This is a genomic window from Bacillus cereus group sp. BfR-BA-01379 (assembly GCF_022663605.1).
Classification (GTDB): domain Bacteria; phylum Bacillota; class Bacilli; order Bacillales; family Bacillaceae_G; genus Bacillus_A; species Bacillus_A mobilis.
The window spans coordinates 12,459-28,905 of the sequence record NZ_JAKUFT010000045.1; the positions used below are offsets into that span (position 1 = coordinate 12,459).

Consider the following 16,447-nt stretch of genomic DNA (forward strand, 5'->3'; position numbering starts at 1 on the left):
TTAATAATATTTTTTTCAAAATAAAAAGAGCACTTTTAATTTCAAAGTGCTCTACCATTAATGCTTTTTTTCATATATTTCTTACCCTTCAATCGTAACCCCTGTAAACATCGATAAGTTGCCTGTTATTTTCTCACCTACACGTAAAAATAATCCTGCGGCTCTCCCGCTAATACAGTGTGAACCAATTAATAGTTTACCAGTATACGGACCATCCCATGTGTCAATTGTATAGTCAGGCATTTCTATGTATTGCTGGTATATTTTTCGCTGTTCAAAGTAATACTCCGTTTTATCTTCAGCTAATAGTTCATCATTATCGTATATAGATACCCCTCCACCTTCACGGCCGTATAAAGGCTTAGAAACATATGGTTCATTTCTTTCTAAAAACGGCTTATTTGTAAAATATGTTGGTATGAAGTAGTTCTGAATGATTTCTCTCTCTTCTTTCTCAAAGAAAACTCCCTTTTCGAACAGTTGCCAAATTAATGCGAGTACACTTTTATTTTGCATAAGAAAAGCTGCAGGTGGATTAATGATTTTCACTCTTCCTTGCGCTATATGATCTAAAAACTGAAGTCCAATTCTTTTCCCATTTTTATCAGTATCTGAAACTAAATATTCAATTGGATATAGTCTATATAAATAATGGATTCGTTCACCATTTTGCGTATATATACCATCATCTGCAACAACGATATCTTGTATGCCTATATAGTCCGTTGATTGATCTAAGCAATAGCTTCTTAAAAATTGAACTGTTTGATGATCTTCATCGTGCCAATCATAACTAGTAAAATATATCGTCTCGATAGGACTTATATTATAGTCATGTTTAATTTGTTCCCACGCCTGCACAATATGCTCTTCTATATGATTTGGATGATTCACATCGTGATAACGGCACAACACTTCATTTGCGACAGACGGCTCTAAATAACCTGTTGGTGTGTCACAATTTACTTCTATTAATTTTATATCTTCACCATTTACGATAAAGTCAAACCTTGTAAAATATGAAAACAAACCAATATGTTTCATTCTCACAATTTCCCACGTTTCAGCTGGAAATCCTAGTTTTTGAAAATCTTCTGTCGTATTTACAATATATTGATACGTTCTATATAACACGTACATAATTTCTTCTGTCGCTTTTGAAATAGCAGTATACGTGTTTACAGGCATACGATACATACCCGTTGCCATATATTGATTCCATTCTTCCTTCTCTAAAAGGCTCGGCCACGTAAATCCATTCCTACCAGCCTCTTCCGCAAGTGAAAACCATACTTTCATATACTCTTTTTGCTCTTGTTCTGTATACATGACTCCATTTTCCTTTCGTGTTATGATCCGGCTGGTGCTTTTGCATTCCCAATTCCACTGGAACCAGAATTCACTTTCGGCGTTTGTGTCGTAGATGATTTCGGCGTATTTGTATCTGGCGTCACTTTATTTGAGGAATTTGGCTGTTGTTTATTTAAATCCACTTTATTGGAAGAGTTATTATTGTTACTGTTAGTTCCGCCGTAATAACCTCCACCACCGCTGCCACCAGTTCTACTTTGGTCTTTTTCACGATATGGAATAACATTATTTGCATACGGTTTCTTCATTATATTTGGTTTTGCTGTATAATTCATATTTGTAGTTCTGCTTGCTAGTAAATATCCTGCTACGAATGGAAGTATTGGTAAATGTGAATTTTCATTATACGATGAAAATGACGGATTATTTTCCTTGCATAACTCATCATTCTCTACATTTTCATTAGTAGGAGTTTTATCGTCACAATTTAATGTTTCTTGTTCATTCCCTTGTTTTCCACCATCTGTTTTAACAGCAGTACTTTCTTTCTGGGCCGTTTCTTCTTCATAATCGCCACAGCCTGTTAATAAAAAAGATGACACCCCAATTGAAGTAGCAATTTTTATAAATTTACTTTTATCCATTCTCATTTGTTATACACCTAATTTCTTTTATCTATATTTTTCCAGATACCTTTATTATATAATGTAATTCTTACTTTTTTCAAACTATACTCAATATGTATATTTGCATATTTTCAATGCTATCCTTCCAGATAGCATTGAAACCTTTCGACTCCCGGATACTTTTCTCCTAAACTTTTAACCAGAAAACCAATTTTCTTATAAAATTCTACTGCCTCTTTGTCTGTCTCTGCTTCTACATAAGTCAATTGATGTATTCTTAATACTTCCTTTATCATTTGCAATGCAATTCCTTTATAACGATATTTCGGAGCGACTGCTATATGGCAAATTCTCGCTTTATTTGCTCCGATTATTTCAATACCTATACAAGCTTTTTCTTCATATTTATAAAAAGTCCCTTTATTCTTTTCATAAAATAAAACTGCTTTCTTTAAGCTAGTTTCACTTGGACCAATTGCATACTGTAGTACATGTAAAATTGGATCTTTTTCAATTTGTTCAACACGCTGTAAATTCATTCTTCCATCCTTTTCTATGAAAAAAGACTAGCTCTTTATAAAAAGAGCTAATCTCATTACGCCGTTATTTTTTCTTCTTTCTTCACAACGACCGCTACATAACTATGTAGTATCATTCCGACAATAACAAGACTCATACCAATCCAAGATAAAGATGACGGAATTGGAGCAGATAGTAAGATGAGCTCTCCTACTAGCGCAAATAAAACTTCACCGGATTGTGTTGCTTCTACTGTTGCTAGTTTTTGCGGATCATCTTTTACAAGATCTGTCGCAAAGAAGAATAATACTGTCGCGATTAAACCAGAACTAACTGCTACAATAAAACATTGGAAAACTTGGCTACTTGACGGTAGCCCGCCTGTTGATACTTCATAACCAGATAGTAAAAACCAAAATGGTAAACTTGCTAATGTCATACCGAGAACTCGCTGGAATACATCTAACTCTCCTTTACAAACTTGCATCATTTTCCGGTTTCCAAGAGGATACGCAAACGCTGCAATAAGAACAGGAACTACACATAAAACAGTTTCACGAATTCCTAATGAAGAAGCATGTTCTACTTGCATGAGTACAACACCGCATAAAATAATACCCGACATAACTAATTCCTTAATTGGAAGTTTTTTATGTAATGGATCTACAGCAAAAAATGGTGTTAATAAAATTCCTGCGACGATTGTAATTTGCCATGTTGATGCAACGAGCCAACCAGGTCCAAAAGCTCCAGCAAAACTAAGTGGTGCATAGAAGAGACCAAATCCTACGATACTCCACACTAGCCATTCTTTCGGATTATTTTTCATATATTGAAAGAGTTGCTTTAAATTACCTCTATACATGACAATAAGTAAAAGCATTGGAACCATAAAGTAGTACCGTAATGAAGCACTCCAAATCCAGCTTCCACCTTCTAAGTCCATTGCCCGATTTAAAACGAAGGTAAAGGCAAAGAAAAATGATGCCAATATCCCTACTGCAATAGCTTTCATTATATAACCCCTTATAATAGTTTTTATTAAATAACTCTCAATCTATTCGGATGCAAAATTTTTTAACAGCATATTAACTTATAAAAATAATAGTGTTTTTATTTATTATACAATATATTAAAATAAAATCAGGATGAATCGCTACATCATTCGTTTCATAGATTCCGTTAATCGAGATGTGTATGCATTTTATATCTGCTATATGCATAATGGTTAGTGCATATTGTACCGATGAAAAGTTTTGGCTTAAGAAATAAATTAGTTATTTGGATGTGATCATATTGAAAACATATAAAATTTCCATGGTATTCACCTTATTGATGTTAGCTGCAGGACTTTCTTTTCTATTCATTTGTATTTTAGCTTTAATAGATGAATTTTTCTTCCTTGGTATTCTAATCTTAATCATCCCAGGCATTTTTATATACTATGGTTTTTATCTTTTGAAAAAAAGAAAAGAGAATACCGGTTTTTATTGGGATGATGAAGGTATTATAATTGATTTAGATGGGAATAAAGTTTATTGGTATGAGATAGAAGATATTGTATACAGCGGTTTTCCAGAAACAAAAGCGACTGTAATTTCCACTCACTATACTCATCACGAAAATATAAGAATACGCCATAAAAAATGGCAACCTACAATTTCGCATATAATTTACTGGTATTTAATGGCGCAACCAAAAGACTACCATAAAAATTTGATGTTAACTTGGGAAGAAAAGAAAAAAAAGCCAATTTAAAATGAACTCCCCCTAATCTATTAATTACGGGGAGTTTTTCACACTTACATTTAGATTATATGTAGTTGATATTCTTTGTACAATTTTCTCAACCGACTAATATGAGCTTGATGGTACCGATTATGATCGGCTATATGCCATATCCCCCACCTTATAGTCGCACTTTCTCCCTTTTCATAAAAAACTTCCCGTGTTAAATCATTTTCTGTTAGTTTCATACATTCCTCATATAACATACGTTGCACAGCTTCATAATCTTGCATTAATTGTTGCAGAGTCTGTTTTCTTAAACTTGGCAGTTCTCCTACTTCATTTAACATAGGTCCATATATTTTTTCAAGTGCCAGTGGAACTGCTTCTCTTTTTAAGCGATACACCCAATGTAAATCAACAACTGCTAAATGTTGAAGTAGTTGTCCGATGTTATTTTCATTATTTTCTGCCCCTTTAAAAAACAGTTCCTTCTCATCAGTACCTTCTACTAACTTTTGCAGTCGTTTAAATGTATCAGTAACCGTCGCATACAGAATCGCTACTTGCGTGTTCATATTTTTGTCTAAATGGAGATCTTTCATACTAAACTCCCTCTCTTAAAGGAACAAGACCATATATTCATCGTCACTATATACACCGTTCATCTTTAGAGCTCTTTTTTCAATTCCGTACGTTTTAAAGCCTATTGATTCATACAATTTTTTTGCTGGTTCGTTTGTAGATACAACACCTAAGTTCAATTGTTCCAAGCTCATTTCTCCTGCTCTTTCAATTGCCTTACGTATTAACTCACGTGCAAGACCACTTCTTCGATTACTAGCATCTACATACATCGCAACGATATGACCTTTATGTTTATATGCCTCTTTTTCTTCAGTTAGTAAAGTGACAACTCCAACTAATTGATGATCCTCATTAAAAGCACCAAATGTACAGCTGGTAGTAGCTGTTAAATTACTTTCCACTCGTTTAATAGGATTTTCCTGGCGAATTGCCTCTTCATAAGTTGTTACAAATGCCTCTGGATTTACTTGTAATGCTTGTAAACGTAAGTCCCAATATTTTTCCGCATCTTCTTTCATAAGTAATCGGATCATATTTCTTCAGCCCCTTAAGTTAACATAATATTTTTATAAACCACTATTTAAAGAATCGTATTCTTTTCTTAACATACTATAACGATAACGATGAATGAACTTCCCTTGACGTAATCGATCATTTCTCATTAGCCCTTCACAAACAAAACCAGCCTTTTCATAACTCTTTCTAGCTTGAAAATTATCTTCATCTACACGTAACCAAACTTTTTCTAATTCAAATTCATAGAATGCAAGATGTAACATACTATATAGAGCCGCTATTCCATACCCTTTACCCCAGTATTCTTTATTACCAATCGCGATTCCCAGTTCTGCATTATTATTTGTTTTATCAAAATTTTTAAGATCTACCCATCCAATATGTATGCCATTCTCTGCAGTGATAGCTCTTTGTTCATAGCCATTTTTCCGATTTATACATGCTTCAATCCATTTTTTCGTTTCTTCACGAGTAAACGGTGGATATTGATCTGGTACAACTAGATGTTTTGTTACTTTTGTATCTAATGACCATTGATAGCGATCTTCTACATCATCTAGTGTCAGTTCTCTTAATTGAACGAATGGTACATTCATTGTGCTATCCCCTTTTTATTTTCCTATAGAAAATCCTTCGAACATTCTTCCTCCATACTGTTCTAGCGTTTTTTCTACAAAAGTAATTAATTTACTTTTCTCTCCTGTTGTATAAAAATGATCAAACGCCGCTACAAATTGATCTGCATATTGTTCATCATATTTTCTAAGTACCCTTATAAACCATTTTGAATTTCCCAGCCATTTACCATTTACTCTTAATACATATTCATGTACTAAATCAGCTAATAGATTCGCGATAAACAATTCTTCTTCTCTTTTTGTCGCCCCGATAAAGTCATCCAAAGTATCCGTAATAAAATATCGCTTCTGCTTCATTATTTCTTCGTTCCATTTAGCTGGTCCTTGATTTAGTAAATCATTTGCTTCTCTTTTTAATTCCTCAACAATTTCATTTTCACCTTTTAATACAATTCCCTCTGAAACTAATTGTGGCAACGAAGGTCTTCCGCGATCACAATCACTTTTAAAAAAGGTTTTATACGTTTCAAAATTATGTACAAACACCTCAACGGGCCATCCATTACTATAGAAAGATTCTCTATAACAAAATGACAAACTACAATCTATTATTACAATGTCCAGATCAGATGTTTTTGTCGCTTCCCCTCGTACAACGCTTCCTCCCAGTAAAGCTACATCACAATTCGGAAATTGTGATGTAATGATGCTTTGTGCCGCTTCCATTGGTTTCATAACCGTTCTCCTATTCTTATTTCACTTTCTTTTTTTCAGCTCTTTCTCTCGCTTTTTTTATATATGGCTCTGCATCAGGTGTTTTGCATGACGTTGCCCCGTGATCAACCTGTACTTTTCCAATTTCACGTGCAATTTCAATCGCTTTTCTCTCTAAGTCTTCATTACGAATTCCTATCGCAATTAAAGCACTATTCATCGCTTCTTTTTTTCTATTTTTTTCATTATGTATATTTACTTTAATCTCTTCTATATAAGGAGAAAAGAAATCATCATGTAACGTTTTATTTTTAATCGCGATATTCGCTAATAATGACCAACCTGCTCTTCCAATCCATTCATCATCAGAATTTGTCCATTCTTCCATTCTTTCTATCGCGATTGGCGATGTACAAATAGCGGTCATCAAAACGTCCATTAAACAATAATAATCAACTTCTTGTACCCATTTATTTAGCTGTTCTGTCGTAACTTTCTTTGGATCTAAAATCATCGTCGCTAAAGTCATTGCATCCAAATTTTTTGTTTCCCATAATAAAATTGCTAAATCATGATCTTTTTTTATCTTCTTTTTTAACAATTTTAAATTGGCAAAACTAACTCCGAAGAGTGGCTCTTTCGCTCCGTGGTTTTTATACGTTTTACGATTTTGTTCTGTTCCATATTCCTCTAGTTGTTGCATTACTTCTTCCAGTAACATATGCACACCTCTTTTTCTTTTATGTTGATTTCATATATGTATGTACGATATATTCTACATTACTTTTTGGTTTTCCTATATGTATTTTAAAAATACGGTATGTGAAATTTTATAGTTGCTATATATAATTAAAACAACCACGAAAAACCTGTACATTTTACATATACAGGTTTTCATTTCATCAATTTCCCAAAGTGTAAGAAATAGAATTTGAAAGAACTTTTATTTGTTTGATTCTCTCTTTATTTTTTGTAAGCTCTTTACATCTGACCACTCTTCTATAGACCCTGCGTCCGGAAAAACTGTAACTACATTAAAATTCGCACCTTTTTCTTTTCCAATTTGTTTAGCAGCTAATAAATTCGCTGCCGCAGACGTTCCTATTTTCATACCAGTTTCATTATAAAAACGTGCCATTTCATACAAGGTTTCTTCATATGAATAAGTCCATTGTTTTTCTATCAAATTGTCTTCCTGTTCTATGAAATGTTGTTTCCTTCCTAAGCCAAACCCACCTGATCCAGCATATTTCTTTAAATCATTCGGTGGTTGTTCGGAACCATAAGGCAATTCAGCAGGCATTACTAAATGTAGCTCAACATTTTTGGTATAATTCTTTACTTCTTTATAGACTCCCATTAGAGTTCCACCAGTACCAGCAGATGCTACCCATGCGTGTATTGGTTTTCCATTCATTTGTGTAATAATTTCTCTGCCTGTACCTTCTATATGACTTAATAGATTTGCGTTATTATAATGTTGGAATAAAAAGTATAACTCTGGTTTTTGTTTGCTAATCTCAATTGCCTTTTCAATTACTGCGTAGAAACCCATACATTTATCAACTAAAATCACGTTAGCTCCATAACACTCAAGTTCATTTAGTAATGATTTACCAGTTCCAGAACTTAAAACTAACGTGCATTCAACCTCTAAATAATAACAAATATAACCAATTGATCTCGCTAAGCTTCCACCACTATACTCTAAGATAGGTTGTTTTTTGTCCGCTTCTTGTAAATATTTTTTAATCATTCCAAGTGCAGCTCTATCCTTAATCGATTCTGTAGGGTTGTGCCATTCACATTTAGCATAAATAGAAAAATCCTTCGTTTCTTCGCATTCTAATTTAATGAGAGGTGTGTTCCCAACATTTTTAGCAAACTCATTAAAATGCTTTAATGTCATACTTCTATTCCTCCTACATAAATCATATTTATTTTTAGCTAAAATACTTTCTACATTTTCATAACTCTCTTAACTAAATCTTTTTATATAAAAATCCCTACAAATACTGTAGGGATTTATGACTAAATCATTTTGTTACACTACATTACATACGAAAAGAGCTTCTTTATTCAAATGCGTTCATAAGCACAATTCTCCAACCATCTGGATCCTCTATTGTGGTTCCTTTCTCTATCCAATACGGATTTTCTGGTTCCACCTCATGATAGCCCATATTACTTAATCGATTCACTATTTTTTCAATTTCATCTTTATTAGGCATATAAAAAACTAGTAAATTATCTTTTGTCGGTGCCGGACATGGGCTTCCATTAACGTGCGTTGTAAACTCCAAATGATACTCGGCATCCGGTAATCCAAACATAACCCCATCATATCCTTCATGATTGTGAAATTCTCCTATACGCTTTAATCCTAACCCCGTCTCATAAAAACTTATAACTTCTTCAAATTTATCTGTTGGTCTTGCAATTCTAAATTGAACCCAATTCTTCATGCAAATCTCCTCCTTTTCATTTTCCAAAGCTTTATAGTAATCATTATAGGTTACATATATTCCCTTTCATATCCCTCATTAGTGTGAGAACTGCCTAAGTTGAAAGACCTATTAGTTTATAAATAGTAGGACTTTAGTATTAAATTTATATAAAAATAGTTATATAAATAATGAGATGAAATAAATAGTTCTTCCTTATATTTTATTACGTATGAAAAAGGTCTCCTTGTAGGGCCTTTATATACCGATCAGCAGATCTTTGTACAGCCTTATTCGCATCTTCCACCACACCATGAAATGCATTATATAGTCGACTAAATTGGATATCTTTTACTTTCTCTGCCATATCTCTAACTTTATTCGCTGGTAATGGAATGAGATTTGGATAACTATACATAAAACTTACCCATTTTTGATCGGAAACTACTTGTATAATATCACCTGATAACAAAATTCCTTTCCCTTCGTTACCTTCTTTCCAATGCATAACAGTCCCGCCCTTAAAATGGCCTCCTAAGCGATGCAATGTAAGTTCTTCCGATAATATCAAATGTTCCCCAGACCAAAATTTAATTTGTTTACTCGGGCAAACCACCCACTCTTTATCATCTTCATGAATATAGATAGGTACATTGAATGTTTCCGCCCATTTTACTTGTGTAGAGTAATAATGTGGATGAGAAAGTGCTATTGCCTGAATACCACCTAAATCATATATACTCTGAATCGTCTTATCATCTAAATAACTAATGCAATCCCACATAACATTTAGAGTTTTACTTTGTATTAAAAATGCTGTTTGTCCAATTGCAAATTTAGGTTTTGTACTAATGCTATACAAACCACTTTCTTCTTTTATTATTTCATTTTTGTATAAATTGCTATTTTGCATAGTTTCTAATGTTGTCCATGACTGCCCAATTGGATTCACATATTGCCTTTCCTCATTACAAATTTTACAACTAGAAGGCACTTCTTCATTTTCAGGATACTGTACTCCACATGTAGTGCAAATATAATTAACCATATTCCCACTCCCTTATTAAATTTAATTGTTCTTATACCAATATTTTAATAGAAAACAAAAATATTCGAATCAATAATTGGAATGAAAATGAAGTAATACGAAAGTATGATGAATCCCTTTTCGTTTTGATACCCGTTCGTCTAAAAAAGCACATACTTCATTATTAAAAGAATTAAATTTAATGCTTGAAAATTTTCATAATAAAGTTTAAAATCACCCTATTTTTTCAAGACTACAATTGATACAAAATCTTGCATACTTTTGACCAAATTTTTTTGCGCTTGTAAAAAAGTTTTTTTGCAATTACCGCCCTATAATTGCTAATATAGTAGAGTAGAACTTTTATAGAGAGAAGGAAAATTATGCACAATGGAATTCGAATGACAACTTTAGTAAAAAGGGCTATGTTGATTTGCGCGGGGGTATTATTTACATACGAAGCAGCTTTAGGATCAGCACATACTGCTCTAGCAAGTACAGAGGATGAAGCAAAATCTGTTCAACTTGTAAGTGAAATTCAATCATCTCTTGCACCGAAAGAAGCTCCAAAACAATATAACGGGCAAGTTAGAAAAGTCGCTTACTTAACATTTGATGATGGTCCTGGAAAATACACAGCTGAGCTTTTAGATATGTTAAAAAGAGAAAATGCAAAAGCAACATTCTTCCTAATTGGTTCAAACGTAAAAGCATTCCCGGATCTTGTAAAACGTGAAGATGCTGAAGGCCACTATGTTGGGATGCACAGTATGACTCATAACTACAAGAAACTTTACACAGAAGGTCATTACGTAGATGAAATGAAGGAAGATCAAGGCTTAATCGCCGGCGTTCTAGGTAAATCGCCTGTATTAACTCGTCCATCATACGGCTCAATGCCAGGATTAAACGAAGCTCTTCGCAACAAAGTTGTCGAAAATGGCTTAAAAGTTTGGGATTGGACAATTGATTCTTTAGACTGGAAATATAACAAAATGCCTGTTGACGCTGCATCAGCTAAAATTGTAGAAAACGTTCTTAACATTGCTAACAAACCAACTGAAGTTATTCTTATGCACGACATTCATCCTCAATCCGTTAAAGCAGTACCTGGAATTATAAAAGGACTGAAAGAAAAAGGATATGAATTAGAAGCCTATAATGAGAACGAACACTTCCCATTAAACTTCTGGCATGATAATCGTATGTAATATGAAAGACTCTATTTCCTCTAGTAGGTTATTGAGTCTTTTTTTCGTATTGGGCATTACTTCTCTTATATTCGATTCCCCTCCTTCCTTTATATCAATAGAAAGTAAAAATTACATTAATTTAACTTAAAAACATAACATGTTATTCTAAAAACGACTAGTACGAAATTAAAACATATATCAAAATACAGTAAAAAATTTAGGATTGAATATACAAATTCAATCCTATTTTTTATATTATCAACACTTTAGCACATATTACTCTTAAGGAGTGATGTGTATATGGATTTTCTTTCAGCCGAATATTTGTCTGCCTTACTTGCCATCATTGTAATTGATTTAGTGTTAGCCGGTGATAATGCCATTGTAATTGGATTAGCAGCACGGCGATTACCGAAAGATCAGCAAAAGAAAGTGATTATATGGGGAACTATCGGGGCAATCGCGATTAGAGCCCTGGCTACTTTAGTTGTTGTTTGGTTATTAAAAATACCAGGGCTACTTCTAATTGGTGGTGTACTCCTTATATGGATTGCTTACAAATTAATTGCTGAAGGCAAAGACCATGATATTAAAGCCGAAGAAGGATTTTGGTCTGCTATTAAAACCATTATTATTGCTGATGCGTTAATGGGTATTGACAATGTACTTGCTGTTGCAGGAGCTGCCCATGGCAATTTTTCTTTAGTCATCATTGGACTATTAGTATCTATTCCAGTAGTAGTATGGGGCAGTACATTAATTTTAAAATGGGTGGACCGGTTCCCTGTCATCATTACAATTGGAGCAGCTGTTTTAGCTTATACTGCCGCGAAAATGATTGTAGATGAGAAATGGTTCGCTGGATTTTTCGAAAGTAACCCTTTCATAAAATGGGCATTTATCATAATTATCATTGCTGGTGTAGTATTCTTTGGAAAGATGAAACAAAAAAATAAGGATAACTCTATATAATGACAACGTTCTATTTACAAACAAAAGCGCTACTCTTATGAGTAGCGCTCTTTCATATTTATTTCGTTTCCCCGTCTTCAGTCGTCTTTACCTTCGTTTTATTTTTATCACGATGGTTATAGTTGTACTTCGAACGATCTACCGGTGTAAATCCTTCCGGTGTATAGAATCGTAATAAGTCACCGTTTACGACTTGGTCAGAGTATTTCAGTGATTTTTGAACCATTTGTTCATTTTCTTTTATTTCGTCTGTTAATTCTACAGAGTTACCAGTAGCTGTATCATAGTATTTTCCATTCAATGCAGTAACTGTTGGACTTACGAAGTTACCGTTACGGAATGGAACAACTTGTTTATGCTCTGGTGATAATAAATCTGATCCAAACTGGACATAATTTTTCGTATCTGTACCTAATAAGTGTAATAGTGTCGGAAGAACATCAATTTCTCCGCCGTATTGATGCTGTACGCCACCCTTCATTCCTGGAACACGAATGATTAATGGTACACGTTGCAGCTGTGCATTTTCGAATGAGTTCATTTCTTTACCCATTATTTGAGACATTGCTGCACCATGATTATCGGAAATGCCGTAATGATCACCGTACATAACGATAATTGAGTTATCGTATAAACCAGATTGTTTCAAGTAATCCAAGAATCCTTTTACAGACTCATCTAAATAACGTGCTGTTTGGAAATACGTATCTACTGATGAATCACCTGTTTTAGCTGGTTCAATCGTCGCTTCTTCTTTATCAATCGGATAAGGGAAATGGTTCGATAGCGTAATGAACTTCGTATAGAACGGTTGTTTCAATGTTTGTAATAATGGAATAGATTCGTTAAAGAACGGTTTATCTTTTAATCCATAGTTTACTACATCTTTTTCGTTCATATCGTAGTATGACGCATCAAAGAATTTATTAAAACCAAATGATTTATAAATCTCGTCACGGTTCCAGAACGTTTTATAGTTACCGTGGAACACTGCTGATGTGTATCCTTGTTGACCTAAAATAGCTGGTGCTGATTGAAACGTGTTATGAGCTTTATTTGTAAAAACAGATCCTTGTGGTAATCCAAACATTGAGTTTTCTAGCATGAACTCCGCATCAGATGTTTTACCTTGTCCTGTTTGATGGAAGAAGTTATCAAAGTATAACGTATTCGCATCTTTTGTAAATGAATTTAAGAACGGTGTAACTTCTTGCCCATTTAATTTATAATCGATTAAAAAGTTTTGGAATGACTCTAAATGAATATAAATTACGTTCATTCCTTTACCTTTACCAAAGTACTCAGGATTTGGACTTGCATATGTTGATGCAAGATAATTTCTAACCTCAGTCATATTATCTCCATCAGCTAACGCTCGTTCTGTTGATGCTTTCGCACTTTGAATGCCATCATAAATCGTATAGTTGTATGCCCCTAAATATTTCACAATATAATTACGGTCAAATGTTCTTGTTAATAATTCAGGACGATCGGATTCTGCAAGACCTAAGTTAATGCTGAATAATAAAATACCTGCTACAAATACTAGTGATAATTTATGCTTCGCAACACGGATAGGTTTTGGACTTGCAAATTTTGTTGCTACTAAAACAATTAAAATGATTGTATCTAAGAAATATAGTGGATCATATGCGTGTAGTAATGCAAAAATACTACCACCTAAATCTCCAAAGTTATTCGTTTGTGTTAATGTCGGGAACGTAATAAAGTCGCTGAAAAAGCGATAATATACTACGTTTGCGTATAAAAGTATAGACATTAACAAATTAATAACAATTAACCAAATGTAAGCACGTTTCCCCTTTGCAAATAATGCGAGCCCTAAAAATAGAACTGCTGAGCTTAACGGGTTGAAAAACAGTAAAAACTTTTGGATTGTGTTGGATATCCCTAAATTAAATTCTGTCACATATGCTGCATATGTTTTTAACCAGAATAAAACAATGGCAAACACAAAAAATCCAAAGTGATTGCTTAACACACTTTTGCTCTTTAATAAGAACTGTTTCATCTCTCCACCTCTTTTAATCATCCAAGGCTTATTTTGATATAAGTCTGTCTATCTATTCAATTTTTCATCTTCAAATAGATTTTATCTGTTTAACTATATGAAGAATATTAGTAATTATAATTTGAAGCTTTTATTTATTCAACTATTTCTTTTTAAATATTTTGACCTTGGTTTCTATTTAACAAAATACTTTTGTAACATTTTCTGTTTTCTCCCAAGTCTCATCCACTAATTATGACTCCACATACTATAAACCTTTATTCACTGCTTCGCAAATAAATATGTCTCCAGTTCTGGAACATTCATGTAATATAATGAAATTCACAATAGAAAACATTTGTTTTTATCCGGTGTATATTACACCCCTTTCATTTATTTCAAGTTTATTCATGATGCAGCCATTTCTATATTTGTAACATCAAAATATCTTTCAACCTCCAAAGTTATTTTTGTATAATTATTCATAGTTCATATAATCAATGATTATAAAAAAAACTCACTCTCATTACGAGAGCGAGGTTTTTCATCATTTATTATTGACCTTTGTACATTGCATCTACTTGTTTTTGAAGTTCTTCATTTTCTAAGAACTCATCGTAAGTAGCCTCTTTATCAATTACACCGTTTGGCGTTACTTCGATAATGCGGTTTGCAATTGTTTGTACGAACTGATGGTCATGAGATGTGAATAGCATTGTACCTTTAAATGCGATTAAACCATTGTTTAATGCAGTGATAGACTCAAGGTCTAAGTGGTTCGTTGGATCGTCAAGTGTGATTACGTTCGCACCACTTAACATCATTTTAGATAGCATACAACGAACTTTTTCGCCCCCAGATAATACAGAAACGTTCTTCTTAACTTCTTCACCTGAGAATAACATACGGCCTAAGAAACCACGTAAGAAGCTTTCTGACTCATCTTGTGGAGAGAATTGGCGTAACCAATCAACTAAGTTAGAGTCACTGTTCTCAAAGTATTTAGAGTTATCTCTTGGGAAGTAAGATTGAGATGTTGTAACGCCCCATTTGAATGAACCGCTATCTGGCTCCATTTCACCCATAAGAATTTTAAATAATGTTGTCATCGCAATATCGTTACGACCGATAAATGCAACTTTATCACCTTTATTTAAAGTGAAGTACACATTATCTAACACTTTTTCGCCATCAATTGTTTTAGAAAGACCTTCAACAGTTAATAAGTCATTTCCTATTTCTCGCTCAGGTGTAAAGCCAACGAATGGATAACGACGTGATGATGGTCTAATATCATCTAATGTAATTTTATCTAATAATTTTTTACGAGAAGTTGCTTGTTTCGCTTTAGATGCGTTTGAGCTAAAGCGTGCAATGAAGTTTTGTAACTCTTTTACTTTCTCTTCTTTTTTCTTATTAGCATCTTGTGTTAATTTTAAAGCTAATTGGCTTGACTCATACCAGAAGTCATAGTTACCAACATAAAGTTGAATTTTACCGAAATCAAGATCAGCCATGTGCGTACAAACTTTATTTAAGAAGTGACGGTCATGGGATACAACGATTACTGTATTTTCAAAGTTCATTAAGAAGTTTTCTAACCATTGAATCGCTTTTAAGTCCAAGTGGTTGGTAGGCTCATCTAGTAATAGAATGTCTGGTTTACCGAATAAAGCTTGAGCAAGTAATACTTTTACTTTCTCTGCTCCAGTTAATTCTGACAATTTCTTATCATGAACATCTTCACCAATACCTAAACCTTTAAGAAGGATTGCAGCTTCTGATTCTGCTTCCCAACCGTTAAGCTCAGCGAACTCACCTTCAAGTTCAGCAGCACGCATACCATCTTCATCACTAAAGTCTTCTTTCATGTAAATGGCATTTTTCTCTTGCATTACTTTATAAAGTTGCGTGTGACCCATAATTACTGTTTCTAATACTGGGAACTCTTCATATTCGAAGTGGTTCTGTTTTAATACTGCTAAACGCTCACCTGGCGTAATATGTATGTCACCTGTTGATGGTTCGATTTCTCCAGATAAAATCTTTAGAAATGTCGATTTACCAGCACCGTTTGCTCCGATTAAACCGTAGCAGTTACCTGGCGTGAATTTTATGTTAACATCTTCAAATAATTTGCGATCCGCAAAACGCAAACTAACGTTACTTACTGTAATCATTTGTGTCCTCCTACTAATACCGCTTATTTCAGCGTTTTCT

The 16,447-nt window shown here is 33.6% G+C and carries 17 protein-coding genes; 3 read left to right on the forward strand and 14 right to left on the reverse strand.

Going from position 1 to position 16,447, the window contains the following annotated elements; genetic code table 11:
* Positions 1-81: 81 nt before the first annotated feature.
* The 4 genes from MR113_RS17290 to MR113_RS17305 all read right to left on the reverse strand — a co-directional run bounded on the left by MR113_RS17290 (position 82) and on the right by MR113_RS17305 (position 3,471).
* Positions 82-1,329 carry a glutathionylspermidine synthase family protein gene (locus tag MR113_RS17290; protein ID WP_242255756.1) on the reverse strand — a complete coding sequence of 416 codons (1,248 nt, stop codon included), beginning with the start codon at positions 1,327-1,329 and terminating at the stop codon, positions 82-84.
* Between the two features lie 20 nt (positions 1,330-1,349).
* On the reverse strand, positions 1,350-1,961 hold the full coding sequence (locus MR113_RS17295) for a hypothetical protein (protein WP_242255757.1): 612 nt from the start codon (positions 1,959-1,961) through the stop codon (positions 1,350-1,352).
* 113 nt (positions 1,962-2,074) lie between these two features.
* Positions 2,075-2,476 carry a GNAT family N-acetyltransferase gene (locus tag MR113_RS17300; protein ID WP_132132578.1) on the reverse strand — a complete coding sequence of 134 codons (402 nt, stop codon included), beginning with the start codon at positions 2,474-2,476 and terminating at the stop codon, positions 2,075-2,077.
* Between the two features lie 56 nt (positions 2,477-2,532).
* Positions 2,533-3,471 carry a DMT family transporter gene (locus MR113_RS17305; RefSeq protein ID WP_132132580.1) on the reverse strand — a complete coding sequence of 313 codons (939 nt, stop codon included), beginning with the start codon at positions 3,469-3,471 and terminating at the stop codon, positions 2,533-2,535.
* 272 nt (positions 3,472-3,743) lie between these two features.
* Here MR113_RS17305 and MR113_RS17310 point away from each other — a divergent pair, with 272 nt between their 5' ends.
* Positions 3,744-4,214, forward strand: a complete 471-nt coding sequence (locus MR113_RS17310; RefSeq protein ID WP_242255782.1) for a hypothetical protein — start codon at positions 3,744-3,746, stop codon at positions 4,212-4,214.
* 50 nt (positions 4,215-4,264) lie between these two features.
* Here MR113_RS17310 and MR113_RS17315 read toward each other — a convergent pair whose 3' ends face one another.
* The 8 genes from MR113_RS17315 to MR113_RS17350 all read right to left on the reverse strand — a co-directional run bounded on the left by MR113_RS17315 (position 4,265) and on the right by MR113_RS17350 (position 10,072).
* Positions 4,265-4,789, reverse strand: a complete 525-nt coding sequence (locus MR113_RS17315; RefSeq protein ID WP_242255758.1) for a DinB family protein — start codon at positions 4,787-4,789, stop codon at positions 4,265-4,267.
* A 15-nt stretch (positions 4,790-4,804) separates the two neighbouring features.
* Positions 4,805-5,305: a GNAT family N-acetyltransferase gene (locus tag MR113_RS17320; RefSeq protein WP_242255759.1), complete on the reverse strand. Its 501-nt coding sequence runs from the start codon at positions 5,303-5,305 to the stop codon at positions 4,805-4,807.
* A 33-nt stretch (positions 5,306-5,338) separates the two neighbouring features.
* Entirely contained in the window at positions 5,339-5,884 is a 546-nt protein-coding gene (locus MR113_RS17325; RefSeq protein WP_242255760.1) for a GNAT family N-acetyltransferase, read from the reverse strand.
* A 15-nt stretch (positions 5,885-5,899) separates the two neighbouring features.
* Positions 5,900-6,601 (reverse strand): nucleotidyltransferase domain-containing protein, encoded by a 702-nt coding sequence (locus MR113_RS17330; RefSeq protein ID WP_242255761.1) that lies wholly within the window; start codon positions 6,599-6,601, stop codon positions 5,900-5,902.
* Positions 6,602-6,617: 16 nt separating this feature from the next.
* A complete protein-coding gene (locus MR113_RS17335) occupies positions 6,618-7,301 on the reverse strand; it encodes a DNA alkylation repair protein (protein ID WP_242255763.1) in 684 nt (227 codons plus the stop codon).
* A gap of 222 nt (positions 7,302-7,523) precedes the next feature.
* The gene (locus tag MR113_RS17340; RefSeq protein WP_242255765.1) at positions 7,524-8,489 is read right to left on the reverse strand and encodes a pyridoxal-phosphate dependent enzyme; all 966 of its coding nucleotides are present in this window, start codon (positions 8,487-8,489) and stop codon (positions 7,524-7,526) included.
* Between the two features lie 166 nt (positions 8,490-8,655).
* Positions 8,656-9,045 (reverse strand): VOC family protein, encoded by a 390-nt coding sequence (locus MR113_RS17345; RefSeq protein WP_172553261.1) that lies wholly within the window; start codon positions 9,043-9,045, stop codon positions 8,656-8,658.
* A 205-nt stretch (positions 9,046-9,250) separates the two neighbouring features.
* The gene (locus MR113_RS17350) at positions 9,251-10,072 is read right to left on the reverse strand and encodes an MBL fold metallo-hydrolase (protein WP_242255767.1); all 822 of its coding nucleotides are present in this window, start codon (positions 10,070-10,072) and stop codon (positions 9,251-9,253) included.
* A gap of 362 nt (positions 10,073-10,434) precedes the next feature.
* Between MR113_RS17350 and MR113_RS17355 the strand changes: the two genes are divergently transcribed.
* The gene (locus tag MR113_RS17355; RefSeq protein ID WP_242255769.1) at positions 10,435-11,262 is read left to right on the forward strand and encodes a peptidoglycan-N-acetylglucosamine deacetylase; all 828 of its coding nucleotides are present in this window, start codon (positions 10,435-10,437) and stop codon (positions 11,260-11,262) included.
* A gap of 282 nt (positions 11,263-11,544) precedes the next feature.
* On the forward strand, positions 11,545-12,216 hold the full coding sequence (locus MR113_RS17360) for a TerC family protein (protein WP_242255771.1): 672 nt from the start codon (positions 11,545-11,547) through the stop codon (positions 12,214-12,216).
* A 58-nt stretch (positions 12,217-12,274) separates the two neighbouring features.
* Here MR113_RS17360 and ltaS read toward each other — a convergent pair whose 3' ends face one another.
* Both ltaS and MR113_RS17370 read right to left on the reverse strand, forming a co-directional pair.
* On the reverse strand, positions 12,275-14,248 hold the full coding sequence (ltaS, locus tag MR113_RS17365) for a lipoteichoic acid synthase (protein WP_242255773.1): 1,974 nt from the start codon (positions 14,246-14,248) through the stop codon (positions 12,275-12,277).
* A gap of 533 nt (positions 14,249-14,781) precedes the next feature.
* Positions 14,782-16,407, reverse strand: coding sequence for an ABC-F family ATP-binding cassette domain-containing protein (locus MR113_RS17370; protein WP_242255775.1), 1,626 nt, complete (start codon positions 16,405-16,407; stop codon positions 14,782-14,784).
* Between the last annotated feature and the right edge of the window lie 40 nt (positions 16,408-16,447).

Excerpts from the sequence above, each read along its gene's own strand:
- MR113_RS17290 (WP_242255756.1), bottom strand. The coding sequence starts at position 1,329 with ATGTATACAGAACAAGAGCAAAAAGAGTATATGAAAGTATGGTTTTCA.
- MR113_RS17295 (WP_242255757.1), bottom strand. The coding sequence starts at position 1,961 with ATGAGAATGGATAAAAGTAAATTTATAAAAATTGCTACTTCAATTGGG.
- MR113_RS17300 (WP_132132578.1), bottom strand. The coding sequence starts at position 2,476 with ATGAATTTACAGCGTGTTGAACAAATTGAAAAAGATCCAATTTTACAT.
- MR113_RS17305 (WP_132132580.1), bottom strand. The coding sequence starts at position 3,471 with ATGAAAGCTATTGCAGTAGGGATATTGGCATCATTTTTCTTTGCCTTT.
- MR113_RS17315 (WP_242255758.1), bottom strand. The coding sequence starts at position 4,789 with ATGAAAGATCTCCATTTAGACAAAAATATGAACACGCAAGTAGCGATT.
- MR113_RS17320 (WP_242255759.1), bottom strand. The coding sequence starts at position 5,305 with ATGATCCGATTACTTATGAAAGAAGATGCGGAAAAATATTGGGACTTA.
- MR113_RS17325 (WP_242255760.1), bottom strand. The coding sequence starts at position 5,884 with ATGAATGTACCATTCGTTCAATTAAGAGAACTGACACTAGATGATGTA.
- MR113_RS17330 (WP_242255761.1), bottom strand. The coding sequence starts at position 6,601 with ATGAAACCAATGGAAGCGGCACAAAGCATCATTACATCACAATTTCCG.
- MR113_RS17335 (WP_242255763.1), bottom strand. The coding sequence starts at position 7,301 with ATGTTACTGGAAGAAGTAATGCAACAACTAGAGGAATATGGAACAGAA.
- MR113_RS17340 (WP_242255765.1), bottom strand. The coding sequence starts at position 8,489 with ATGACATTAAAGCATTTTAATGAGTTTGCTAAAAATGTTGGGAACACA.
- MR113_RS17345 (WP_172553261.1), bottom strand. The coding sequence starts at position 9,045 with ATGAAGAATTGGGTTCAATTTAGAATTGCAAGACCAACAGATAAATTT.
- MR113_RS17350 (WP_242255767.1), bottom strand. The coding sequence starts at position 10,072 with ATGGTTAATTATATTTGCACTACATGTGGAGTACAGTATCCTGAAAAT.
- MR113_RS17355 (WP_242255769.1), top strand. The coding sequence starts at position 10,435 with ATGCACAATGGAATTCGAATGACAACTTTAGTAAAAAGGGCTATGTTG.
- MR113_RS17360 (WP_242255771.1), top strand. The coding sequence starts at position 11,545 with ATGGATTTTCTTTCAGCCGAATATTTGTCTGCCTTACTTGCCATCATT.
- ltaS (WP_242255773.1), bottom strand. The coding sequence starts at position 14,248 with ATGAAACAGTTCTTATTAAAGAGCAAAAGTGTGTTAAGCAATCACTTT.
- MR113_RS17370 (WP_242255775.1), bottom strand. The coding sequence starts at position 16,407 with ATGATTACAGTAAGTAACGTTAGTTTGCGTTTTGCGGATCGCAAATTA.